General features: G+C 67.2%; 12 protein-coding genes and 1 riboswitch. Of the genes, 4 read left to right on the top strand and 8 right to left on the bottom strand.

What is annotated here, in order from left to right; genetic code table 11:
- Positions 1-255 precede the first annotated feature (255 nt).
- A riboswitch (cyclic di-AMP (ydaO/yuaA leader) is annotated at positions 256-421 on the top strand.
- A gap of 6 nt (positions 422-427) precedes the next feature.
- Positions 428-1576, top strand: a complete 1149-nt coding sequence (locus ACF1B9_RS04150; RefSeq protein WP_391738928.1) for an NlpC/P60 family protein — start codon at positions 428-430, stop codon at positions 1574-1576.
- 122 nt (positions 1577-1698) lie between these two features.
- Here ACF1B9_RS04150 and ACF1B9_RS04145 read toward each other — a convergent pair whose 3' ends face one another.
- Positions 1699-2052: a hypothetical protein gene (locus tag ACF1B9_RS04145; RefSeq protein WP_351074474.1), complete on the bottom strand. Its 354-nt coding sequence runs from the start codon at positions 2050-2052 to the stop codon at positions 1699-1701.
- Between the two features lie 356 nt (positions 2053-2408).
- Between ACF1B9_RS04145 and ACF1B9_RS04140 the strand changes: the two genes are divergently transcribed.
- Both ACF1B9_RS04140 and ACF1B9_RS04135 read left to right on the top strand, forming a co-directional pair.
- Positions 2409-3455, top strand: coding sequence for an NlpC/P60 family protein (locus ACF1B9_RS04140; protein ID WP_391738927.1), 1047 nt, complete (start codon positions 2409-2411; stop codon positions 3453-3455).
- A 109-nt stretch (positions 3456-3564) separates the two neighbouring features.
- Positions 3565-4320 (top strand): GNAT family N-acetyltransferase, encoded by a 756-nt coding sequence (locus ACF1B9_RS04135; RefSeq protein ID WP_391738925.1) that lies wholly within the window; start codon positions 3565-3567, stop codon positions 4318-4320.
- Positions 4321-4351: 31 nt separating this feature from the next.
- Here the strand turns inward: ACF1B9_RS04135 and ACF1B9_RS04130 are convergent, their stop codons facing one another.
- The 4 genes from ACF1B9_RS04130 to ACF1B9_RS04115 all read right to left on the bottom strand — a co-directional run bounded on the left by ACF1B9_RS04130 (position 4352) and on the right by ACF1B9_RS04115 (position 9996).
- On the bottom strand, positions 4352-5170 hold the full coding sequence (locus tag ACF1B9_RS04130) for a M48 family metallopeptidase (protein ID WP_391738923.1): 819 nt from the start codon (positions 5168-5170) through the stop codon (positions 4352-4354).
- Positions 5171-5174: 4 nt separating this feature from the next.
- On the bottom strand, positions 5175-8789 hold the full coding sequence (locus ACF1B9_RS04125) for a type I restriction endonuclease subunit R (protein WP_391738922.1): 3615 nt from the start codon (positions 8787-8789) through the stop codon (positions 5175-5177).
- Positions 8790-8912: 123 nt separating this feature from the next.
- Positions 8913-9110 carry a DUF397 domain-containing protein gene (locus tag ACF1B9_RS04120; protein WP_391738921.1) on the bottom strand — a complete coding sequence of 66 codons (198 nt, stop codon included), beginning with the start codon at positions 9108-9110 and terminating at the stop codon, positions 8913-8915.
- 13 nt (positions 9111-9123) lie between these two features.
- On the bottom strand, positions 9124-9996 hold the full coding sequence (locus tag ACF1B9_RS04115) for a helix-turn-helix domain-containing protein (protein ID WP_391738919.1): 873 nt from the start codon (positions 9994-9996) through the stop codon (positions 9124-9126).
- A 215-nt stretch (positions 9997-10211) separates the two neighbouring features.
- Between ACF1B9_RS04115 and ACF1B9_RS04110 the strand changes: the two genes are divergently transcribed.
- On the top strand, positions 10212-10652 hold the full coding sequence (locus ACF1B9_RS04110) for an ATP-binding protein (RefSeq protein ID WP_391738917.1): 441 nt from the start codon (positions 10212-10214) through the stop codon (positions 10650-10652).
- A 520-nt stretch (positions 10653-11172) separates the two neighbouring features.
- On the opposite strand, the gene ACF1B9_RS04105 is transcribed toward ACF1B9_RS04110, so the two are convergent.
- From ACF1B9_RS04105 to ACF1B9_RS04095, 3 genes are all read right to left on the bottom strand, one after another.
- Entirely contained in the window at positions 11173-12417 is a 1245-nt protein-coding gene (locus ACF1B9_RS04105) for a restriction endonuclease subunit S (RefSeq protein WP_391738915.1), read from the bottom strand.
- Positions 12407-15088, bottom strand: coding sequence for an N-6 DNA methylase (locus tag ACF1B9_RS04100; RefSeq protein ID WP_391738914.1), 2682 nt, complete (start codon positions 15086-15088; stop codon positions 12407-12409). The genes ACF1B9_RS04105 and ACF1B9_RS04100 overlap by 11 nt, the downstream gene beginning before the upstream one ends.
- A 99-nt stretch (positions 15089-15187) precedes the next feature.
- Positions 15188-15832, bottom strand: coding sequence for an RloB family protein (locus ACF1B9_RS04095; protein WP_391738913.1), 645 nt, complete (start codon positions 15830-15832; stop codon positions 15188-15190).
- Positions 15833-15838: the final 6 nt, after the last annotated feature.

Genomic DNA, 15838 nt, shown 5'->3' with positions numbered 1-15838 from the left:
CTTGTCGAGTCTAGGCCGCCGCACCGACACATGACTGCCGCTCGGCGAACCACACCCGGCCGCCGGGCACGCAAAGAGAGCGGACATCCACCCTCCGTAAGAGATTCCGGGCCTCGGCCGCCCTCGTCACCTCCGCCCCACGGAGGTCACGAAAACGTATCGGGCATATCGAACATCGACCTTCACAGCAGCACCACGGGTTGGCTACCGTGCTCGACCGGGTGGCCCGTACCCCCTGAGGCGAACCACGCCGAGCGGGCGCCCGCGCCGAATCCGGGCTGTCCTCACGGACGTCCGGAGCCGGGGACCCATACGCGTCACCGGGGTGAATCGGTCCTTATCCCCCACTCGGACCGTAGGGCAGCCTTCCGTTCCGCCCGAACCCGACAGCTAACCCGGTAGGCGGTCCACGGAAGGAGATGCCGTCTTGGCATCGCATCGCAAACCGCGTACCCGGGTGCGCACCACCACACCGGCCGTCGGTCTCACGACGGCCGCGCTGGCGTCCGTGACCCTGCTCTCCACGCAGAGCGCCACGGCGGCCCCCGCTCCGAAGCCCAGCATCGAGGACGTCCAGAAGAAGGTCGACGACCTCTACCGGCAGGCGGGCACCGCGACCCAGCGCTACAACCAGGCGAAGGAGGCCTCCGCCGCCCAGCGCACCAAGGTGGACGTCCTCCTGGACGACGTGGCGAAGCGCGCCGACGAACTCAACGAAGCCCGCAGGACGCTCGGCGCCTACGCGGCCGCGCAGTACCGCACCGGGTCGCTCACGCCGAGCGCCACCTTCTTCCTCGCCGACGACCCGCAGTCGTACTTCGACCAGAGCCAGCTGATGAACCGGATGACCGGTCAGCAGGAGAAGGCGGTCACGGACTTCCGCGCCCAGCAGGCGAAGGCCTCGAAGAAGCGCGCCGAAGCGGTGCGCAGCCTGGAGACGCTGACCACGACCCAGGCCACGCTGCGCACCAGCAAGCAGAACGTCCAGCAGAAGCTGGGCGAGGCGCAGACGATGCTGTCGAAGCTGACCGCCGAGGAGAAGGCGCGGCTCGCGGCGCTGGAGCGGAAGAAGGAGGCGGAGGCCGAGCGCAAGGCGGAGGAACTGGCGCGGCAGCAGGCCGCCGCCAAGGCGGAGGCGGACCGCAAGGCCGAGGAGGCCGCGAAGGCGGCGGGGTCCGGCAGCGGTACATCGGCGGGAGGCGGGACCGGCTCGGACAGCAGCGCCACCACCAAGGCGGAGAAGGTCCTCGCCTTCGCCAGGGCCCAGCTGGGCAAGCCGTACGTCTGGGGCGCGACGGGCCCGTCCTCGTACGACTGCTCCGGGCTCACCCAGGCCGCGTGGAAGGACGCGGGAGTCGACATCCCGCGCACCACCTGGGACCAGGTGAAGATCGGCACCAAGGTCGCCACGGCGGATCTGCGTCCGGGCGACCTCGTCTTCTTCTACGACGACATCAGCCACGTCGGCATCTACAAGGGCGACGGAATGATGATCCACGCGCCGAAGCCGGGCGCGAACGTGCGCGAGGAGTCGATCTACTACATGCCGATCTACGGCAGCGTGCGGCCGGCGTAACGGCCCGCTCCCCCGCGCCCGGCCCGGCCCGTCCCACGCGCCGGCCGGGCCGGGCGCCGTCCCGGCCGCGATACGGAGACCTGGGACCGCGACCTCGGGTCCCGCACTTCGGGCCGGGGCCCTCAGGTCCAGAGCGTGGCGATGAAGATGTTGGCGAGCGTCAGCCCGCCCACCGCCGCGAAGGCGCCCTTGTCGACCTTCTCCTCGTCCCGCTTGACGTAGACGAGCGCGAGGATGACGACCAGGAGCAGCAGCTTGACCCCGATCTTGATGTTGTTCACGTGGTGGCCGTCGGCCTCGTTGAGCCCGACCAGCGCGACCCCGGTGACCAGCATCGTCAGCGCGCCGTGCAGCATCGCCGGGACGAACCGGGCCGTGCCCGCGCCCATCGCCTTCATCTGGGTCAGGAAACCACCCAGCAGCGAGGCGATACCGATGATGTGCAGGGCGACGAAGACATGAATGAGTACGTCCATGAGGCCGCAGCCTAGCCCCGCCCATATCACCACTCCGCAGGCAGGTACAGCTTCCTGGCGCTTCACTCGTGTCTGCACCAATTGCCTGACTCTGTTGTCATTTTTCCGATCAGACACAGACAGCGCCGCGCCAAATTCGGGCAATAAGCGTCATTACGACTCTTCCCCGTGCCCCGGGTTTAGCGTCCCTGACCAGGTGACCGTCTTCACCGCCGCTCCGCCCCCGGACGGCACGCCGGTCACCCCGCCGGGGATCCGGCGGCGGGCCGCCCGGCTGTGGGTGGCCCGCCACCGGATCCCGGGCGGGCCCGCCGGTAGTCCCCGTCGGGCAGTCACCAGGAAGGACGCACGCCCCCGTGGCAGCGCATCGGAAACCCAAGCAGCGCCCGTACACCGGCTCTGCTGCCCGCACCGCAGCCACCCTCGCCTTCGCCGGGGCCGCCACCGCTGCCGCTCTGCCGGGCTCCGCGCACGCCGATCCCCAGCGCACCCCCACCCAGGTCAGGTCGGAGGTGGACCGGCTGTACCGCGACGCGGAAGTCGCCACCGAGCAGTACAACGGCGCGAAGGAGAAGGCCGCCGCCGCCGCCGAGGCCGTCGACACCCTGCGCGACGAGGCCGCCCGCCGCACCGAGCGCCTCAACGCCTCGCGCGACGCGCTGGGTTCGCTCGCCGCCGCGCAGTACCGCACGGGCGGCCTCGACCCCGCTCTGCAGCTGGCGCTCTCCTCCGACCCCGACCAGTATCTGGAGCGCGCGTCGTACGTGGACCGGATCAGCGACCGCCAGGCCGCCGAGGTCGACACGGTGGAGCGGCAGGTCGCCAGGATCGCCCAGCTGCGCTCCCAGGCCAGGGGAAAGCTGGCCGCGCTGGCGTCGCGCCAGGCCGAGCTGAAGAAGCACAAGGCGACGGTCAGGACCAAGCTGGCCGACGCGCAGCGGCTCCTCGCCACCTTGTCCCCGGCCGAGCGCAGCGCCTACGAGGCCTCGAACGGCGCGCGTTCCGCCGGCCGTGCCGACCGGGGCACCGCGCGCGGCCTCGCCCTCGCCCCCACCACCCGTGCCGCCGCAGCCGTCGCGTTCGCGTTCGGAGCACTCGGCAAACCGTACGTCTGGGGCGCGACCGGCCCGTCCTCGTTCGACTGCTCCGGGCTCACCCAGGCCGCCTGGCGGTCCGCCGGCGTCTCGCTCCCCCGGACCACGTACACCCAGATCAACGCCGGACAGCACATCTCGCGCTCCGAACTGGCCCCGGGCGACCTGGTGTTCTTCTTCTCCGGTGTCAGCCACGTCGGCCTCTACATCGGCAACGGCCAGATGATCCACGCCCCGCGCCCGGGGGCGCCGGTCCGGATCGCGCCGATCGACCAGATGCCCTTCGCCGGAGCGACCCGGGTGTCATAGGCTCCCGACTCCGATTCGGATCGGCCCGCCGTCGGGGCAACTCCCGGCGTCGCAACGGCCCGTCGTCGGAGCGGCCCGCCATCGATCAGCCGACCGGAGGACACCCCACATGCCCATGGACGTCGAGGTCCAGATCCATGCCCGTACGCTCGCCCTGCGCTCCCCCGACCACCTCCGGGTCGGGCCCTTCACCGTGCGGTACAACCCCGGCTGGTCGCTCAAGTACGCCAATTACGCGATACCCGACCAGGACGCAGAACCGACGGCCGCGGACCTCGACGCGCTGATTGCGGCGTTCCGCGAGCGCGACCGGATGCCGCGGCTGGAGTATCTGCCGGGCTGGGCGCCCGCCGTCGAACCCGCGCTGCTCGCCGCCGGGTTCACCGTCGAGGACCGGGCACCGATCATGGCCTGCGCCCCCGCCGGTCTGCTGCCGCCGAAGCCGGTGGACTCCCTCGTGATCGCCCCACCGGTCACCGACGCGGAGTTCGACGCCGCGGCACTCGTCCAGCACCACGGCTACGGCGGTACCGGCGAGCCCGAGGGCGGCGAGGCGGCCTGGCTGCGCGAGGCGGCCGCGGGCGGCGGGGTCGCGGCCCTCGCCACCGTCGACGGCGTCCCGGCGGGCGCGGGCGGCTGCTCGGTCCCGGTCGACGGTCTCAGCGAGCTGACCGGCCTCGCCGTCGCGGCCGCGTTCCGCCGTCGCGGCATCGGCGCCGCGCTCTGTGCCCACCTGACCGCCACCGCCTTCGAGCAGGGCTGCCGGGTGGTGTGGCTGGAGCCCGGCGACGCCGACGTGGAGCGGATCTACGCGGGCATCGGCTACCGCCGGGTCGGCGAGAAACTGAACATCTCGCTCGAATGATCTGCGCGCCGCCCCGGCTGCATATGGACGGTCAGTCCTCGGGGACGCCCCTTGTGCGTGCCGTTGAGCCCACCGGGACGTCCCCCAGCCAGACCCTCCGCCCCATCTCGTCCAGTTCCCCCTTGAGGCGTTCGCATTCCGGGATGGCCCGGCGCAGGAGCCGCCAGTAGTCAGGCCCGTGCCCGGCCACCCGGATATGCGCCAGCTCATGGGCGATGACGTAGTCGACGAGCTGGGCGGGAAGTTGGAAGACGGCCCAGTGGAGGGCCATCCGTCCGCCGTCGGCGTCGGTGGCGCTGTTCCGGTACGTGCCCCAGCGGCGCCCGACGTCTCTCACCGTGACCGTCGGCTCGTCGACGTCCATGCGCGCGGCCCAGGGCTGGAGGCGTCCCTGCGCCCAGTTCAGCCCCACCTTGCGATACCAGGCGGTGACCGAACGCCGCGCCAGTCGCACATCTGCCGCGGTGGCCCTGTCCAGGCACAGCCGCCCGGCGGACAGCCGAACCGGTGCGCCGGGATCGTCCACCAGCAGGAGCCGGTACTCACGGCCCAGGTACCGGTAGGTCTCGCCGTCGGTGAATGCACGGACCGGATGCACCGGGCGCAGTGCAACGCGCAATCGGAGTTTGTCGTCGATCCACGGCCTGCTGTTGCGCACGAACAATTCGGCTCTCTGCACCGCGCACCCCGTCGGCGTCCGCAGTGTCAGCGAGCCGTCCCGCTCGACCGTGAGCCCGAGCTTCGATCGCCGCGCACTCACCCGCACCAGGAACACCCTGCCGTCGACCTTGAGTTCCTGCCCGTCGACGAGCGAGGGCGGGGCGAAGTAAAGGGGCGACGACTCGGACACCCCCTTATTGTCCCAGCCGCTCCGCCCGGAACGCCCCGGCGTGATCCTGCGCGAATCCCGCGATCGAATTGGAGAGCACGGTCAGCGGCTTCAGCCCTCCCTCGACCGGCCGCAACTTGTTCTCGCGCAGCCGGGCCCAGATGTGCACCTGGAGATCCTCCAGGCTGGTCTCCAGTCCGGACCAGGACGCACTGGAGACGTGCTCGGAGATGAGCGAGGCGAGATCGACCGTCAGGACGCGCAGAAACTCCTGGTCGAGTTCGCCGAAGACCAGGTGCTCGGCCATGTGATCGGTGAGCTTGACGTACAGCTTCCGTTCCACCGGTGTCAGACCCGCCGCCTCCGGATCCGCCTGCTCGGCCTGTCGTGCCCGGTCGATAAGCGGGCCCAGTTCCCGCTTGATGTCCTCCCAGCGCCCCGCGAATTCGTCGAGCACCTGCTGCAGGTCCTCGGAGAGCTCGCGGTACACCTGCCGGTCGTCGTTCGCGATGCGTTCTTCGAGGTGGTAGCGGAGCGCCTGCTCGTGTTCGGCCGCGGACTCGCGGATGTCCGGGATGCGTCCCACAATCTCGTCGAAATCGGGGTCGAGGATGGAGACCGGTGCGATGGCCTGCGTGATCTCGGGCAACTCCAGATGGTCGGCGATCAGCGCCCGGACCTTGCGTCCGTAGCCACGCATCGAGAACGTGCCGCCGGACTCGTCGCGGTAGTGCCTGCGGACCCGCAACTGCAGCTGGGTCCATCGCCGGGCGTACGGCATCATCTCCAGGGCCGCCTCGTGCGGGAGCACACGTTCCAGCGCGTCCAGGAACGTCCCGAGAAGCCGGTCGTACTCGGCCCGCTCCTCCGGGTCGTGCAGGGCCATCATCGCCCGCCCCATGCCGCCGGGGCCGTCCAGCCCGCCGGTGCCCAGCCGCTTGAGGAACCGGCGGAGCTGCCGCGCCGCCCCCGTCATCCCCGGTACCTCCGAGGACAGGCTGCGCAGCCCGTCGAGCACGGGCGGGTCGCCCCGGTAGGCGGCCAGCGTCACGGCGAGGTTGTTCAGTACGCCGTAGTAGTCCACGACCCGGCCCTCGCGCTTGAGGCGGGCGGGCCGGTTGACGCGTGCCACGGCCTGGAGCAGTTCGGCGTCCTGGATCGGGCGGTCCAGATACAGCGCCTGCTCGATCGGGGCGTCGAATCCGGTCAGCAGCATCGACTTCACGATCAGGAAGGCGATCGGCGGCTTCTCGACCGGGGCATCCGGAACCTCATTGCTCCAGGGGTTCAGGCCTACGGTGCCGCCCGGCAGCGGGTCGGTCTCTTCGGGATGCTCGACTGCCCACGGGTTGTCGGGGGGCAGATGGGGGAACGGCTCCAGGAACCGCTCGATGTGCTCTTCCTGGCTCTTCGGGTCGGTCCACTCCCGCCACAGGCCGCCTTTGCGTTCGTCGCCCTCCGAGATCACGGGCACGAAGTCCATCCGCCGCAGCACCTCCTGGTACTGCCAGGCACGCAGCAGGAGAATGTCCTCCCGGGTGTACTCCTCCGGCTTCGTCGTTCGCAGCGCCTCGCGGGCCGCGCCGTCGAACGCCCTCACCTTGGCCAGCAGCTCGGCGCGGGCGTCGCGCAGGGCATCCCGGTAATGCACGGCCGCCTGCCTGCTGACCGCCGCGACCTGGGCCTTGAAGCCACCGGTGAGCGGCCCTGTGACGTAGTGCTCCAGCATGTCGACGGCCTTGGCCCGGATCATCGGGAAGGATTCGGCGACATCCCTGCTCGTCGGCTTCGCGCCCTTGCGCGCCTTGGGCTGTTGCTCTTCGCTCAGCTTCGCGATGAGGTCCTCGAACTTGCCGTCGAGTTCCTGTTTCTTGTTGATCCTGCCCTGCCCGGCACGCCCTTCGTACCGGACGGGAACGACGACCTTGTCCTTCTCCGCCTCTTCCATCCGGTACGAGTCGAGGAAGGTGTTGCCCGGCTCCAGGCCGAAGATCCGGCCGGTGTCGGTCAGCTTGCCCTTCATGATGGGCGTACCGGTGAAGCCGATCCGGGCAGCGTTGGGGACGGAGTCCCGCAGGCACGCGTGCAGTACGGAGGTGTGCGAACGGTGTGCCTCGTCGACCAGGACCAGTACGCGCGACTCGGTGCTGCACTCCGTGAAGCGGCGCCTGACCGCCTCGGTGGTGGCCTCGTCGGGCGTCGGGTCCGCAACCTCGGCCGGGTCCTCCCCCGTAACGATCCGACCATGGGCCCGCCTGAACTCCTCGGCGAATTCCCGGTCGTCCCCGTCCGTCTCCCCGACGAACCCGGGGATCCGCCCCAGATACTTCTGGATCATCGCGAAGATCACGGCCCGGCCGCCCGGCTTGCCCGCCCGCTGGAGCATGCCCTCCACGTCGGCCTGGGACTTGGCGATACGGATGGTGCTGCCGCTGACCCGCACAGCTGCGGACAGCTGCTGCTGGAGCTGTTTGCGGTCGGTGACGACGAGCAGGGTGAAGCGATTCAGCTCCGGATCCCGGCTCATGTGCAGCCGTCGGGCCAGGAACGACATGGTGAGGCTCTTTCCGGAGCCCTGGGTGTGCCAGATGACGCCGCCACGCTCGTCGTCCTCGGCACCGGACTCGCCTCGCTTGCGGCCGGTCCGCAGCTTGTGGACGATCTTCTCCACGGCCCGGTACTGCTGATGCCGGCAGACAGCCTTGACCGTGACCGGAGGTTCGCCCTCCTTGGTCTTGATGGGCAGCTCGAAGACGTAGTGCCGGATGATGTTCAGCAGGTTGCGCGGCTTCAGCACGGTCGCGATCAGCTTGTGCTGGCCGGTCAGCTTGGCGTCACCCCGCAGGACCTTCGACGACTGCAGGGCGGAGCGCAGGGCCCGGTCGTCGGCGTAGTCCGGCTCGACGCTGTGCCAGGCGGCGTAGTGCTCCTCGGCGGCGGAGATCGTGCCGAGGGCTGCGGTCCTCCCGCTCGCGGCGATCAGCAACTGTGCGGGCACGAACAGTTCCGGGACGCCGCCGGGGCTCCCCGACTCCGTGCGGGCGTCGTGCTCCAGCGGCTTCCCGGCGTACCTCCGCAGGTCCCGGACCGCGTCACCGATGGCGTCCTTGCGGTCGGGGCTCTTGCACTCGACGACGACGACGGGGATTCCGTTCACGAACAGAACGAGATCGAGAACGGCGTCCTTGCCGTCAGCCTTGCGGATGCGGAACTGGTCGACGACGAGGAACCGGTTCCGCCGGAGGATCTCGGCGTCGTCCCGCCCCTCCCACTCCCAGTCGATGAACTGGACGAGGAAGTCCTTGTCCTGCGGCCCGGTCATCGGGGTGCCGCGCAACAGAAGGGCGGTGGCTTCTCCGTTGGCCCGGAGCAACGACTGCGCGGACACACTGCGGGCGGCCCGTCGCAGATCATCGACGGCCCGCTCGGCATCGGTCTCGGTCATCCAGGCGTCCCCGGTACCCGGCAGCCGGTTGACGCGCCGTACGGCTGCGACGAGGCGCTTGGTCAGCAGTACGTCAGTACGGGAGCGCTCGTCGTCGGCGAGATCGGAGCCGCGGATGTGCTCCCAGCCCATCGTTTTGAGCTGCTCGACGAACGGCCGCTCGACTTCGTCCCGCTCAACCGCACCCCGTACCATCCGCCCGCGCCCCTCCGAGTGAACCGCCCGACCGTCCGCCCATTCTGCGCCAGGAGATCACAGAGGGAGGCGGAGTGCGCGAAAGCCCCTGGCAAGGGCCAGGGGCTTTGGGGGCGTTCGCGGCTATACGGTGCGGGATGCGTCCTGCTTCACGTCCCCGAGGAAGGCACTCCAGGCGGTGGCGGTGAAGGCGAGGGTGCCGGCCCGGTGGTCCTTGGTGTCGCGCAGGTCCAGACCGGCTTCCGACCGGCGGGCTTCTACACACTCGCCGTTCTGTCCGCTGTAGGAGCTCTTGAACCATTCGACGCGGTGAGACGACATGAGTTGTTCTTCCTTAGGCGTTTTTCAGTTCGTTGGCGATCTCGACGATCAGACCCTCCGACTTCAGCGCGCTCAGCGCAGTCGCCCGAAGATGATCAAAGGCGCCTCCCAGTCGGACCGTGTCCTCCCGGGTTTCCAGGTAGGCATGGCTCGCGAAGTTCTCCAACAGGACCACCTCCAGCCCCGCCGGAGGCGGGAAGCTGTAGATCAAGAAGGGGTACGGTCCGCCCTGGCAAGCTCCTGCTGCGAAGGGTAGTACCTGCAATGTGACGTTCGGAAGCTGCGCCACCTCCACAAGGTGCAGCAACTGTTCGCGCAACACCTCAGCTCCGCCCACCTGTTGCCGCAGCGCCGCCTCTCCCAGAACCATCCACACTTTCAGCGGTGCCGGGTCCGAGCGCGTCAGAGCCTTCTGCCGCTCCAGACGCACCCGCAGCTTGGTCTCCTGAGACTCGTCCAAGGTTCCAGGTGAGCCGCCCTGAATGACAGCTGTCGCGTACCTCTCGGTCTGGAACAGCCCGGGGACGATGGCCGGTTGGAAACCTCGGCACTCGTACACCTCGTCCTCCAGACCGACGAGGTCCAGGAAATCCTGGGGAAGTCGGTCTTCGAGTACGCGCCACCAGCGCTGACGCCGGCTCTCACGAGCAAGTGCGAGCCAACCCTCCCGCTCCGCCGAGTCTTTGACCCCGTAGAGATCGAGCAGCACACGGAGGTCGAGTTGCCGTATCCCGCTCCGGCCCGACTCGATACGGCTGACTTTCGCAGCGTGGCAGCTGAGTTGCTCGGCGGCGTCCTCCAGGTACAGGCCGTTGTCCTCGCGAAGTCGCCGAAGATTTGCCCCCAGGACCCGACGACGCACGGTCGGCCTCTGTTCGACGGTCACAACCGCCCCCTCAACTCGGCACGTTGCTTGCAGTGACCGCAACGATACCTAGCGACACCAAAATCGCAATCGAACACTCCTGTTCCACTTGCAAGTTGACCCAACTACGAGCACGCTACAGATCGTCACGAGTGCGACACGTTGCGCACTCGAAGCGGTCGGCGCGCACCGCGCCAACCCGCCATCCAGCCACGCGCTCTTGAGGGGGCACCCCTGTGTCTGCATCCGGAGAATCGCCCACGGCCACGCCCGTCGCCGGCGTCGAAGCCCGCCAGCTCTTCCCTCGCCACCGCAGAAGCGCCGGCCGGGCGCGGGCAGCCCTTAGGCAGCAGCTCGCCGAATGGAAGATCGCCGAGGAACCGGCCGAGACAGCGGTGCTGCTGCTCTCCGAGCTCGTCACCAACGCCGTCGAGCACGGCAGAGTCTCGCCCGGCCGGGAGATCGGTACACGATTCGCGCTCTACGACGGCACGTTGCGTGTGGAGGTGGCCGACGCGAACGACGACCTCCCGAAGCCGCGCCCGGCCGGAGTCGATGACGAGGACGGTCGCGGCTTGGCCCTGGTGATCGCCCTCGCCGACCGGTGGGGGACGTGCCCACGCAGGAACGGGATCGGGAAGGTGGTTTGGGTGGAAATCGAACTTTCGCGAACATAGAGGCGAAAATAGAAATCGCTAATTCAAGCCAACTCCCCAGCTACCCCAAACCTCACATCTAGCCACCCCGAGAGCCCGAAATCTCAGCAATTGCACATCTTCGTCGCTGACGCTTCGCTATGCCCAGGTAGTGAGCCGGCGCCGCGAGCGCGTCTGCTTTGCTCGCTACCAGGCCCCACAGATCTTCGTAGAGTTTCACCACCCGGAAGAGCCAGGCCCCTCGGGCCAAGAACTCTCAGTCCGATCCATCAAATTAATGGAAAGTGCACTTCGGAGCTGGTGTTGGCAAATTCAACGAGCCCAGGCGACGCAGGAAATCGAGCACGAACGAAAGAATCTAAAAACTCCCTGATCAATCCCAGAGAGCTCCTAGCTTCACTGCTCCACGGTGCAGTGAAAGCGGTCGGCGCGCTACTAGCATCACTTCTAGCATTGGGGATACCACATCTAGAGGATGGTTCGAAAGCAATCCATACGCCAGCCGAACCACCTTCACAGGGCCACCCATAGGGCGGGCGTTTCAGCCTCGACCAGCTGGTCGAGGCTGAAACGTTTTCGAATTTTCCTTACCGAAGAAAGACTCCAGTACACCCTGACGAATAATTCGAAACTTCCCAAGCTCCCCATCTGCGATGAGAATACTATTGTCAAACGCATCAATCTCTCGCACGAACCGTTGCTGGTTGGTCAGCGAAGGCCAGACGAGAGAAATCCCAAAAATTGCCCGCTGACTGATATTTTGCATGCTGCGACTGCTACCAGAAGCCGCATTAGAAATCTGAATGCGGGCGGCGCTACTCGACAAGAAGAGATTGACGAACGACCTGTCCGCTAGATCCGAATCTTCGACCAACCGCAATGTCTTGTCGCTCAAAAGTAGCCGGGATGCAGCAGTCTTCGCAATACAGGAGGCTCCGACGAGTTCAGGAGTGTTGGCTCGGGACATGAGTAGGTCACCGTCATGCACTTCATATTGTTTATCGAGAAGCGACATGTCGTTAAGAGCCTTGTTTTCCTGCGGCCGAAACCCTTCCGCACGTACAGCACTCACTTTGAGCACTCCCCATCCGCCCGCCGCAGCAGGCTGGTTAGGGAGGTCTGGGCTGCGCCCGGCATCGATACGCGTCAGGCGATCGCCGAGCACCCCCACCTCACCACTCGCCTCCGGCGCTCCAACAAACGAATTGATTCGCGCCTGCCGAATAATTCTCAACTTGCTGATCTGCCGACGAGTGGATTGCTCTGCGTTTTCTACCGCTGAAATCGAAGCCACAATGCGACGCTGCTCTTCGAGCGCGACAAGCGGAAAACACAGGGAAGCGAATCTATCGCCACCCATGTGTGCAATACTCGTGGTCTTTTTCGCGATAGCAGAAAAAACTCCCGTTGATAGCCATCGGCTAAAAACGATCTGCGCATACTCTGGCAACACCAGCGGGCCGGGACGAAAACGCACCAGCGTGTTCTGGAAGCAGTAGGCGCCATCCGGGCCATCGTAGAGAGCGCTACGGCCCACTAGCTCTAGGCTCTGCCCTTCGTTGAGGAGGATGTCACCAGGGCGCAGGCTGTAGGTAGCAAGTTCTGCCCGAGTGAAGCTCATATACTTTACGTCAGAAAAGTCGATTCGCCCATCAAAAACATTGGCAACTCTCAAATAGGGGGCCTGGCCTGCACCTTCCCGACTCGCAGGGGAAAGCTGTTTACCCATCCGAACCTCACCGAGATCACGGATGGGCGTGAAGTGGAATTCGGTTTCAGCTCGCATAACCGAGCTCCCGCATAAAGCTTTCTAGCTGAGTGAATGCTTGAGTACGCTCTAGTTCGAGATATTTCAGCGAGACCGAGTACTTGTCCTCCCAAACCTGAAACGCCTCCACCAACCCCCGGCGGCTCCGCACCACATGCCCATCCAGCTTGCCCACAAGGTCGTCACGCAGAATGCCGAGCACTGCATCGCGCGCGCTCTCCGCATCCAAGTCCTGCCGCACTCGGGTGAGAAGGGGCACCGTCGCCTCAGCCTCCGCCCCGCCCTCCCCCGCGACCGCGTCCAGCAGCGACTCCTGCACGTCCTCCGTCGCAGCCGCCGCAGCCGCGGCCTTGGCAGCCGCCACCGTCTTCTTCGGCTTCTTCCCCGGGTCGATCGGCCAGAAGTCGTTCTCCAGGTCGGTCACGGCCTTGCCCGCCGCCGTCCGGTCCTTCTTCAGCTTCGCCAGGACCTTCGGTGCAAGCACGGCCTCCGCCAGGGCCGGGTCCACCTCCGCGTCGTCCTCGCCTGACTCGGCCGCCGCCTTCTCTGCCGCCGTGAGGGCCGCCTTCGCCTCCTCGGCCGCCTTCACCTTCGCGTCCAGATCCGCTTTGGCCCGGTCCGCCGCCGCGAGTCGCTCCAGGAACTCCGGGGCGATGGCGGCGACCACCTTGTGGCCGTACGCCTGGCGCCGTTCCGCTGCCGAGCGCTTTCGGCTACCGCCCGTGCTCGGGTCCGGCTCTGCGGCCAGCATCGTCTTGACCATGTCGATCCAGCCGTCGATGACGCCGCCGAAGCCGTTCACCGAAAGCGCCTTGAGGTCGTTCTTGCCCTCGTGCCACCACCCGGCGACCGCGCCGGCCAGCGCATACCGATCGAGGAGGCCGACCTGAAGGAGACGGGACCGGAAGGAGGTGATCAAGTCCTCGCGCAGCCTGGCCAGTTGGGCCTTGCGTTCATTCTCCGTACGGTCGTCGCCGCCGTCCGCCGGGGCCAGCAGGGCGATCTGCTCGGCCTCCGACGTCCACCACTCCTCGAACGCCTTCCACAGCACGGCCTCCCGCTTGCCCGCCAGCTCGGTCAGCCGGGCCGCGTCCGGGCGTTCGCCCTCCGGCAGGAAGTCGACGTACTCCGGGTCGCCCTCCCGCGCCGCGAACAGCTTCATCGCGTCCACCGCGTACGCGTCGAGCAGCGACTTCTTCGCCTCGATCTCCGCGACCGGCACGCCACCCATCAGGTGCGCCCGGACGTCCTGCGGCTCCGGCGGCGGAGTGTTGTCCACGTACCGGCGGATGTTCAGGTTGTCGGCGTTCTCCGCCAGGTCGCTCCGGTCCACCACCTTCGCGAAGCCTTCGACATCCTGGTAGGCGTGGAAAGTCGAGACGATCTTCTCGACGTGCTCGGGCAGCAGCACGCTCTGCGCCCGCACCGCCTGGTACTCGCGGTCGGCGTTGATGAAGAGCACCTTGTCCCGCTGGTCCTTGGGCCGCTGCTCCGGGGGGCGGAGTACGATGACGCAGGCCGGGATGCCGGTCCCGTAGAAGAGGTTCGGCGCGAGGCCGATCACGGCCTCGACCAGGTGCGCGTCCAGCAGCTTCGTACGGATCTTCTGCTCGCCGCCGCCCCGGAACAGGACGCCGTGCGGCATGACCGTGAAGACCGAACCGCCCCGTCCCTGGACCATGTGCAGCATGTGCTGGAGGAACATGAGGTCGGCCTTGCCCTTTTCGGGAGCCGCACCGTATGGCATCCGATCCCCCAGGTGCGGGACCTCGTCCTCCTTGTAGTCCATGGAGAACGGCGGATTACTGAGCACCAGGTCGAAATCGGCCTCGGGGTGCAGCGGATTGGTGAGGGTGTCGCCCGTCTTCAACGAGAACGACTTCGCACCGTGGAAAAGCATGTTCATGGTGGCCATGACCCACGAACCGCTGTTGGCATCCTGCCCGGCGAGGAACAGATTCCCGGAGTCGCCACCGTGTTCGTCGATGTACTCCTTGGCGTGGATGAGCATTCCGCCCGAGCCGACACACGGGTCGTAGATCCGCATTCCGGCCGTCGGCCGGGCCAGCTCGACCATCATCCGGACGACCGCACGCGGGGTGTAGAACTCGCCGCCCTTGCTGCCCGCCGTGTCCGCGAAGTCCTTGATCAGGTACTCGTACGCGGCACCGATCATGTCCGGGAACTCGAAGTCCTCACCCCGTAGCCGGATACCGCCGAAGTGCTCGATGAGCGCGGCCAGCCGCTTGTCGGCGAGGTCCGCCGCCGACGAGCTCCTGCCACCGCCGATACGGTTGAAGTTGACGTGACTGAACAGGCCCCGCAGCTCTCCGTTGCCGGCCTGCGACTCCAGCTTGTCGAGGGCCGGCTGCAGGTAATGCGTCGCGATCTCGTCGACTCCCCCGGCGAGCCGCTCCCAGCGGGCCTCCTCCGGTACGTACACGACTCCGCGCAACCGGTAGTTCTGGTAGGTCTCCGCTTCCTCCTCGGCCTCTTCCTCGGAGGACCCTGCCGCCAGGGCGCCGGCGAGAATCAGCTCTCGTGCGGCGTCGAACTCGTCGTTGACGCGCTTGAGGAAAAGCAGGACGAAGATGAAGTCCCGATACTCGGCGGCGTCCATCGTGCCGCGCAGAATGTCCGCCGCCGCGAAGAGATGGCGTTCCAATTGCGCGAGCGTGAGCTTGGCCACGTACGGCACTCCCTCTACGTCTGACTTCGGTCCGGTTGCACCCGGAAGCCTACGACGTCACCGGCACGCGAGAGACCGAAGCACCCCGCCCGCTCCCCGTCAGTAGTCGGCGACGCCCAGCCCGTCCTCGACGAAGCTCCACACGTCGGTGTACGGGTCCCAGCGGGTCTGGTCCGGGCCGGTATGTGTGGCGTTCCGCTGCTGGGCGAAGCGGCGGGCCTTCTCGTACCTGCCGCGGAGCTGCTCCGGCATCACACGCTTCGCCGTCTCTGGAGAGACGCTCCGGATGGTCGGGCCGTAGGTCTGTGCGAAGCCTGGTTGCTGTTTGAGGCGGTCCGCCGCGCTGTCGCAGACGCCGCCGAAGGTGCTCGTGTAGTTCTGGTAGTGGAGCAGCCGCCACAGCTCGAAGCAGGGGTGGGAGTAGGCGATCCTCACACCGGCTTTCCTCGCCCTGGAGAAGGCGGACGGAATGTCCTCGTGCCGGTCACGGTCGAAGAGGCACCAGACCTGCGGCCAGTTCCAGTCCTTCTCCTCCAGCCCGGCCTTCCTCGCCGCCTTCTCGGCTTTCGCGACGTAGGGGATGGCCTCCTCCACCAGGGGCAGAGGCTTACGGCGTTTCGTGGGTGCCGTCAGGTTCTCGAAGAAGATCTCGACGCTGCGGCCCTGCTTGGCAGGGGTGCCGTGATCGCGCACGTACTCGACGAAACCCGGCTCCGTGACCTCACCCTCCGTGAAGACGTACACCTCTCG

The organism is Streptomyces sp. NPDC014727 (assembly GCF_043083485.1).
In the GTDB taxonomy this organism is placed as follows: Bacteria; Actinomycetota; Actinomycetes; order Streptomycetales; family Streptomycetaceae; genus Streptomyces.
This window is presented reverse-complemented; position numbering and strand designations above follow the sequence as displayed.

Coding starts and splice junctions, on each gene's coding strand:
- ACF1B9_RS04105 (WP_391738915.1), bottom strand. CDS start 12,417: ATGCGAGCTGAAACCGAATTCCACTTCACGCCCATCCGTGATCTCGGT.
- ACF1B9_RS04135 (WP_391738925.1), top strand. CDS start 3,565: ATGCCCATGGACGTCGAGGTCCAGATCCATGCCCGTACGCTCGCCCTG.
- ACF1B9_RS04145 (WP_351074474.1), bottom strand. CDS start 2,052: ATGGACGTACTCATTCATGTCTTCGTCGCCCTGCACATCATCGGTATC.
- ACF1B9_RS04125 (WP_391738922.1), bottom strand. CDS start 8,789: ATGGTACGGGGTGCGGTTGAGCGGGACGAAGTCGAGCGGCCGTTCGTC.
- ACF1B9_RS04120 (WP_391738921.1), bottom strand. CDS start 9,110: ATGTCGTCTCACCGCGTCGAATGGTTCAAGAGCTCCTACAGCGGACAG.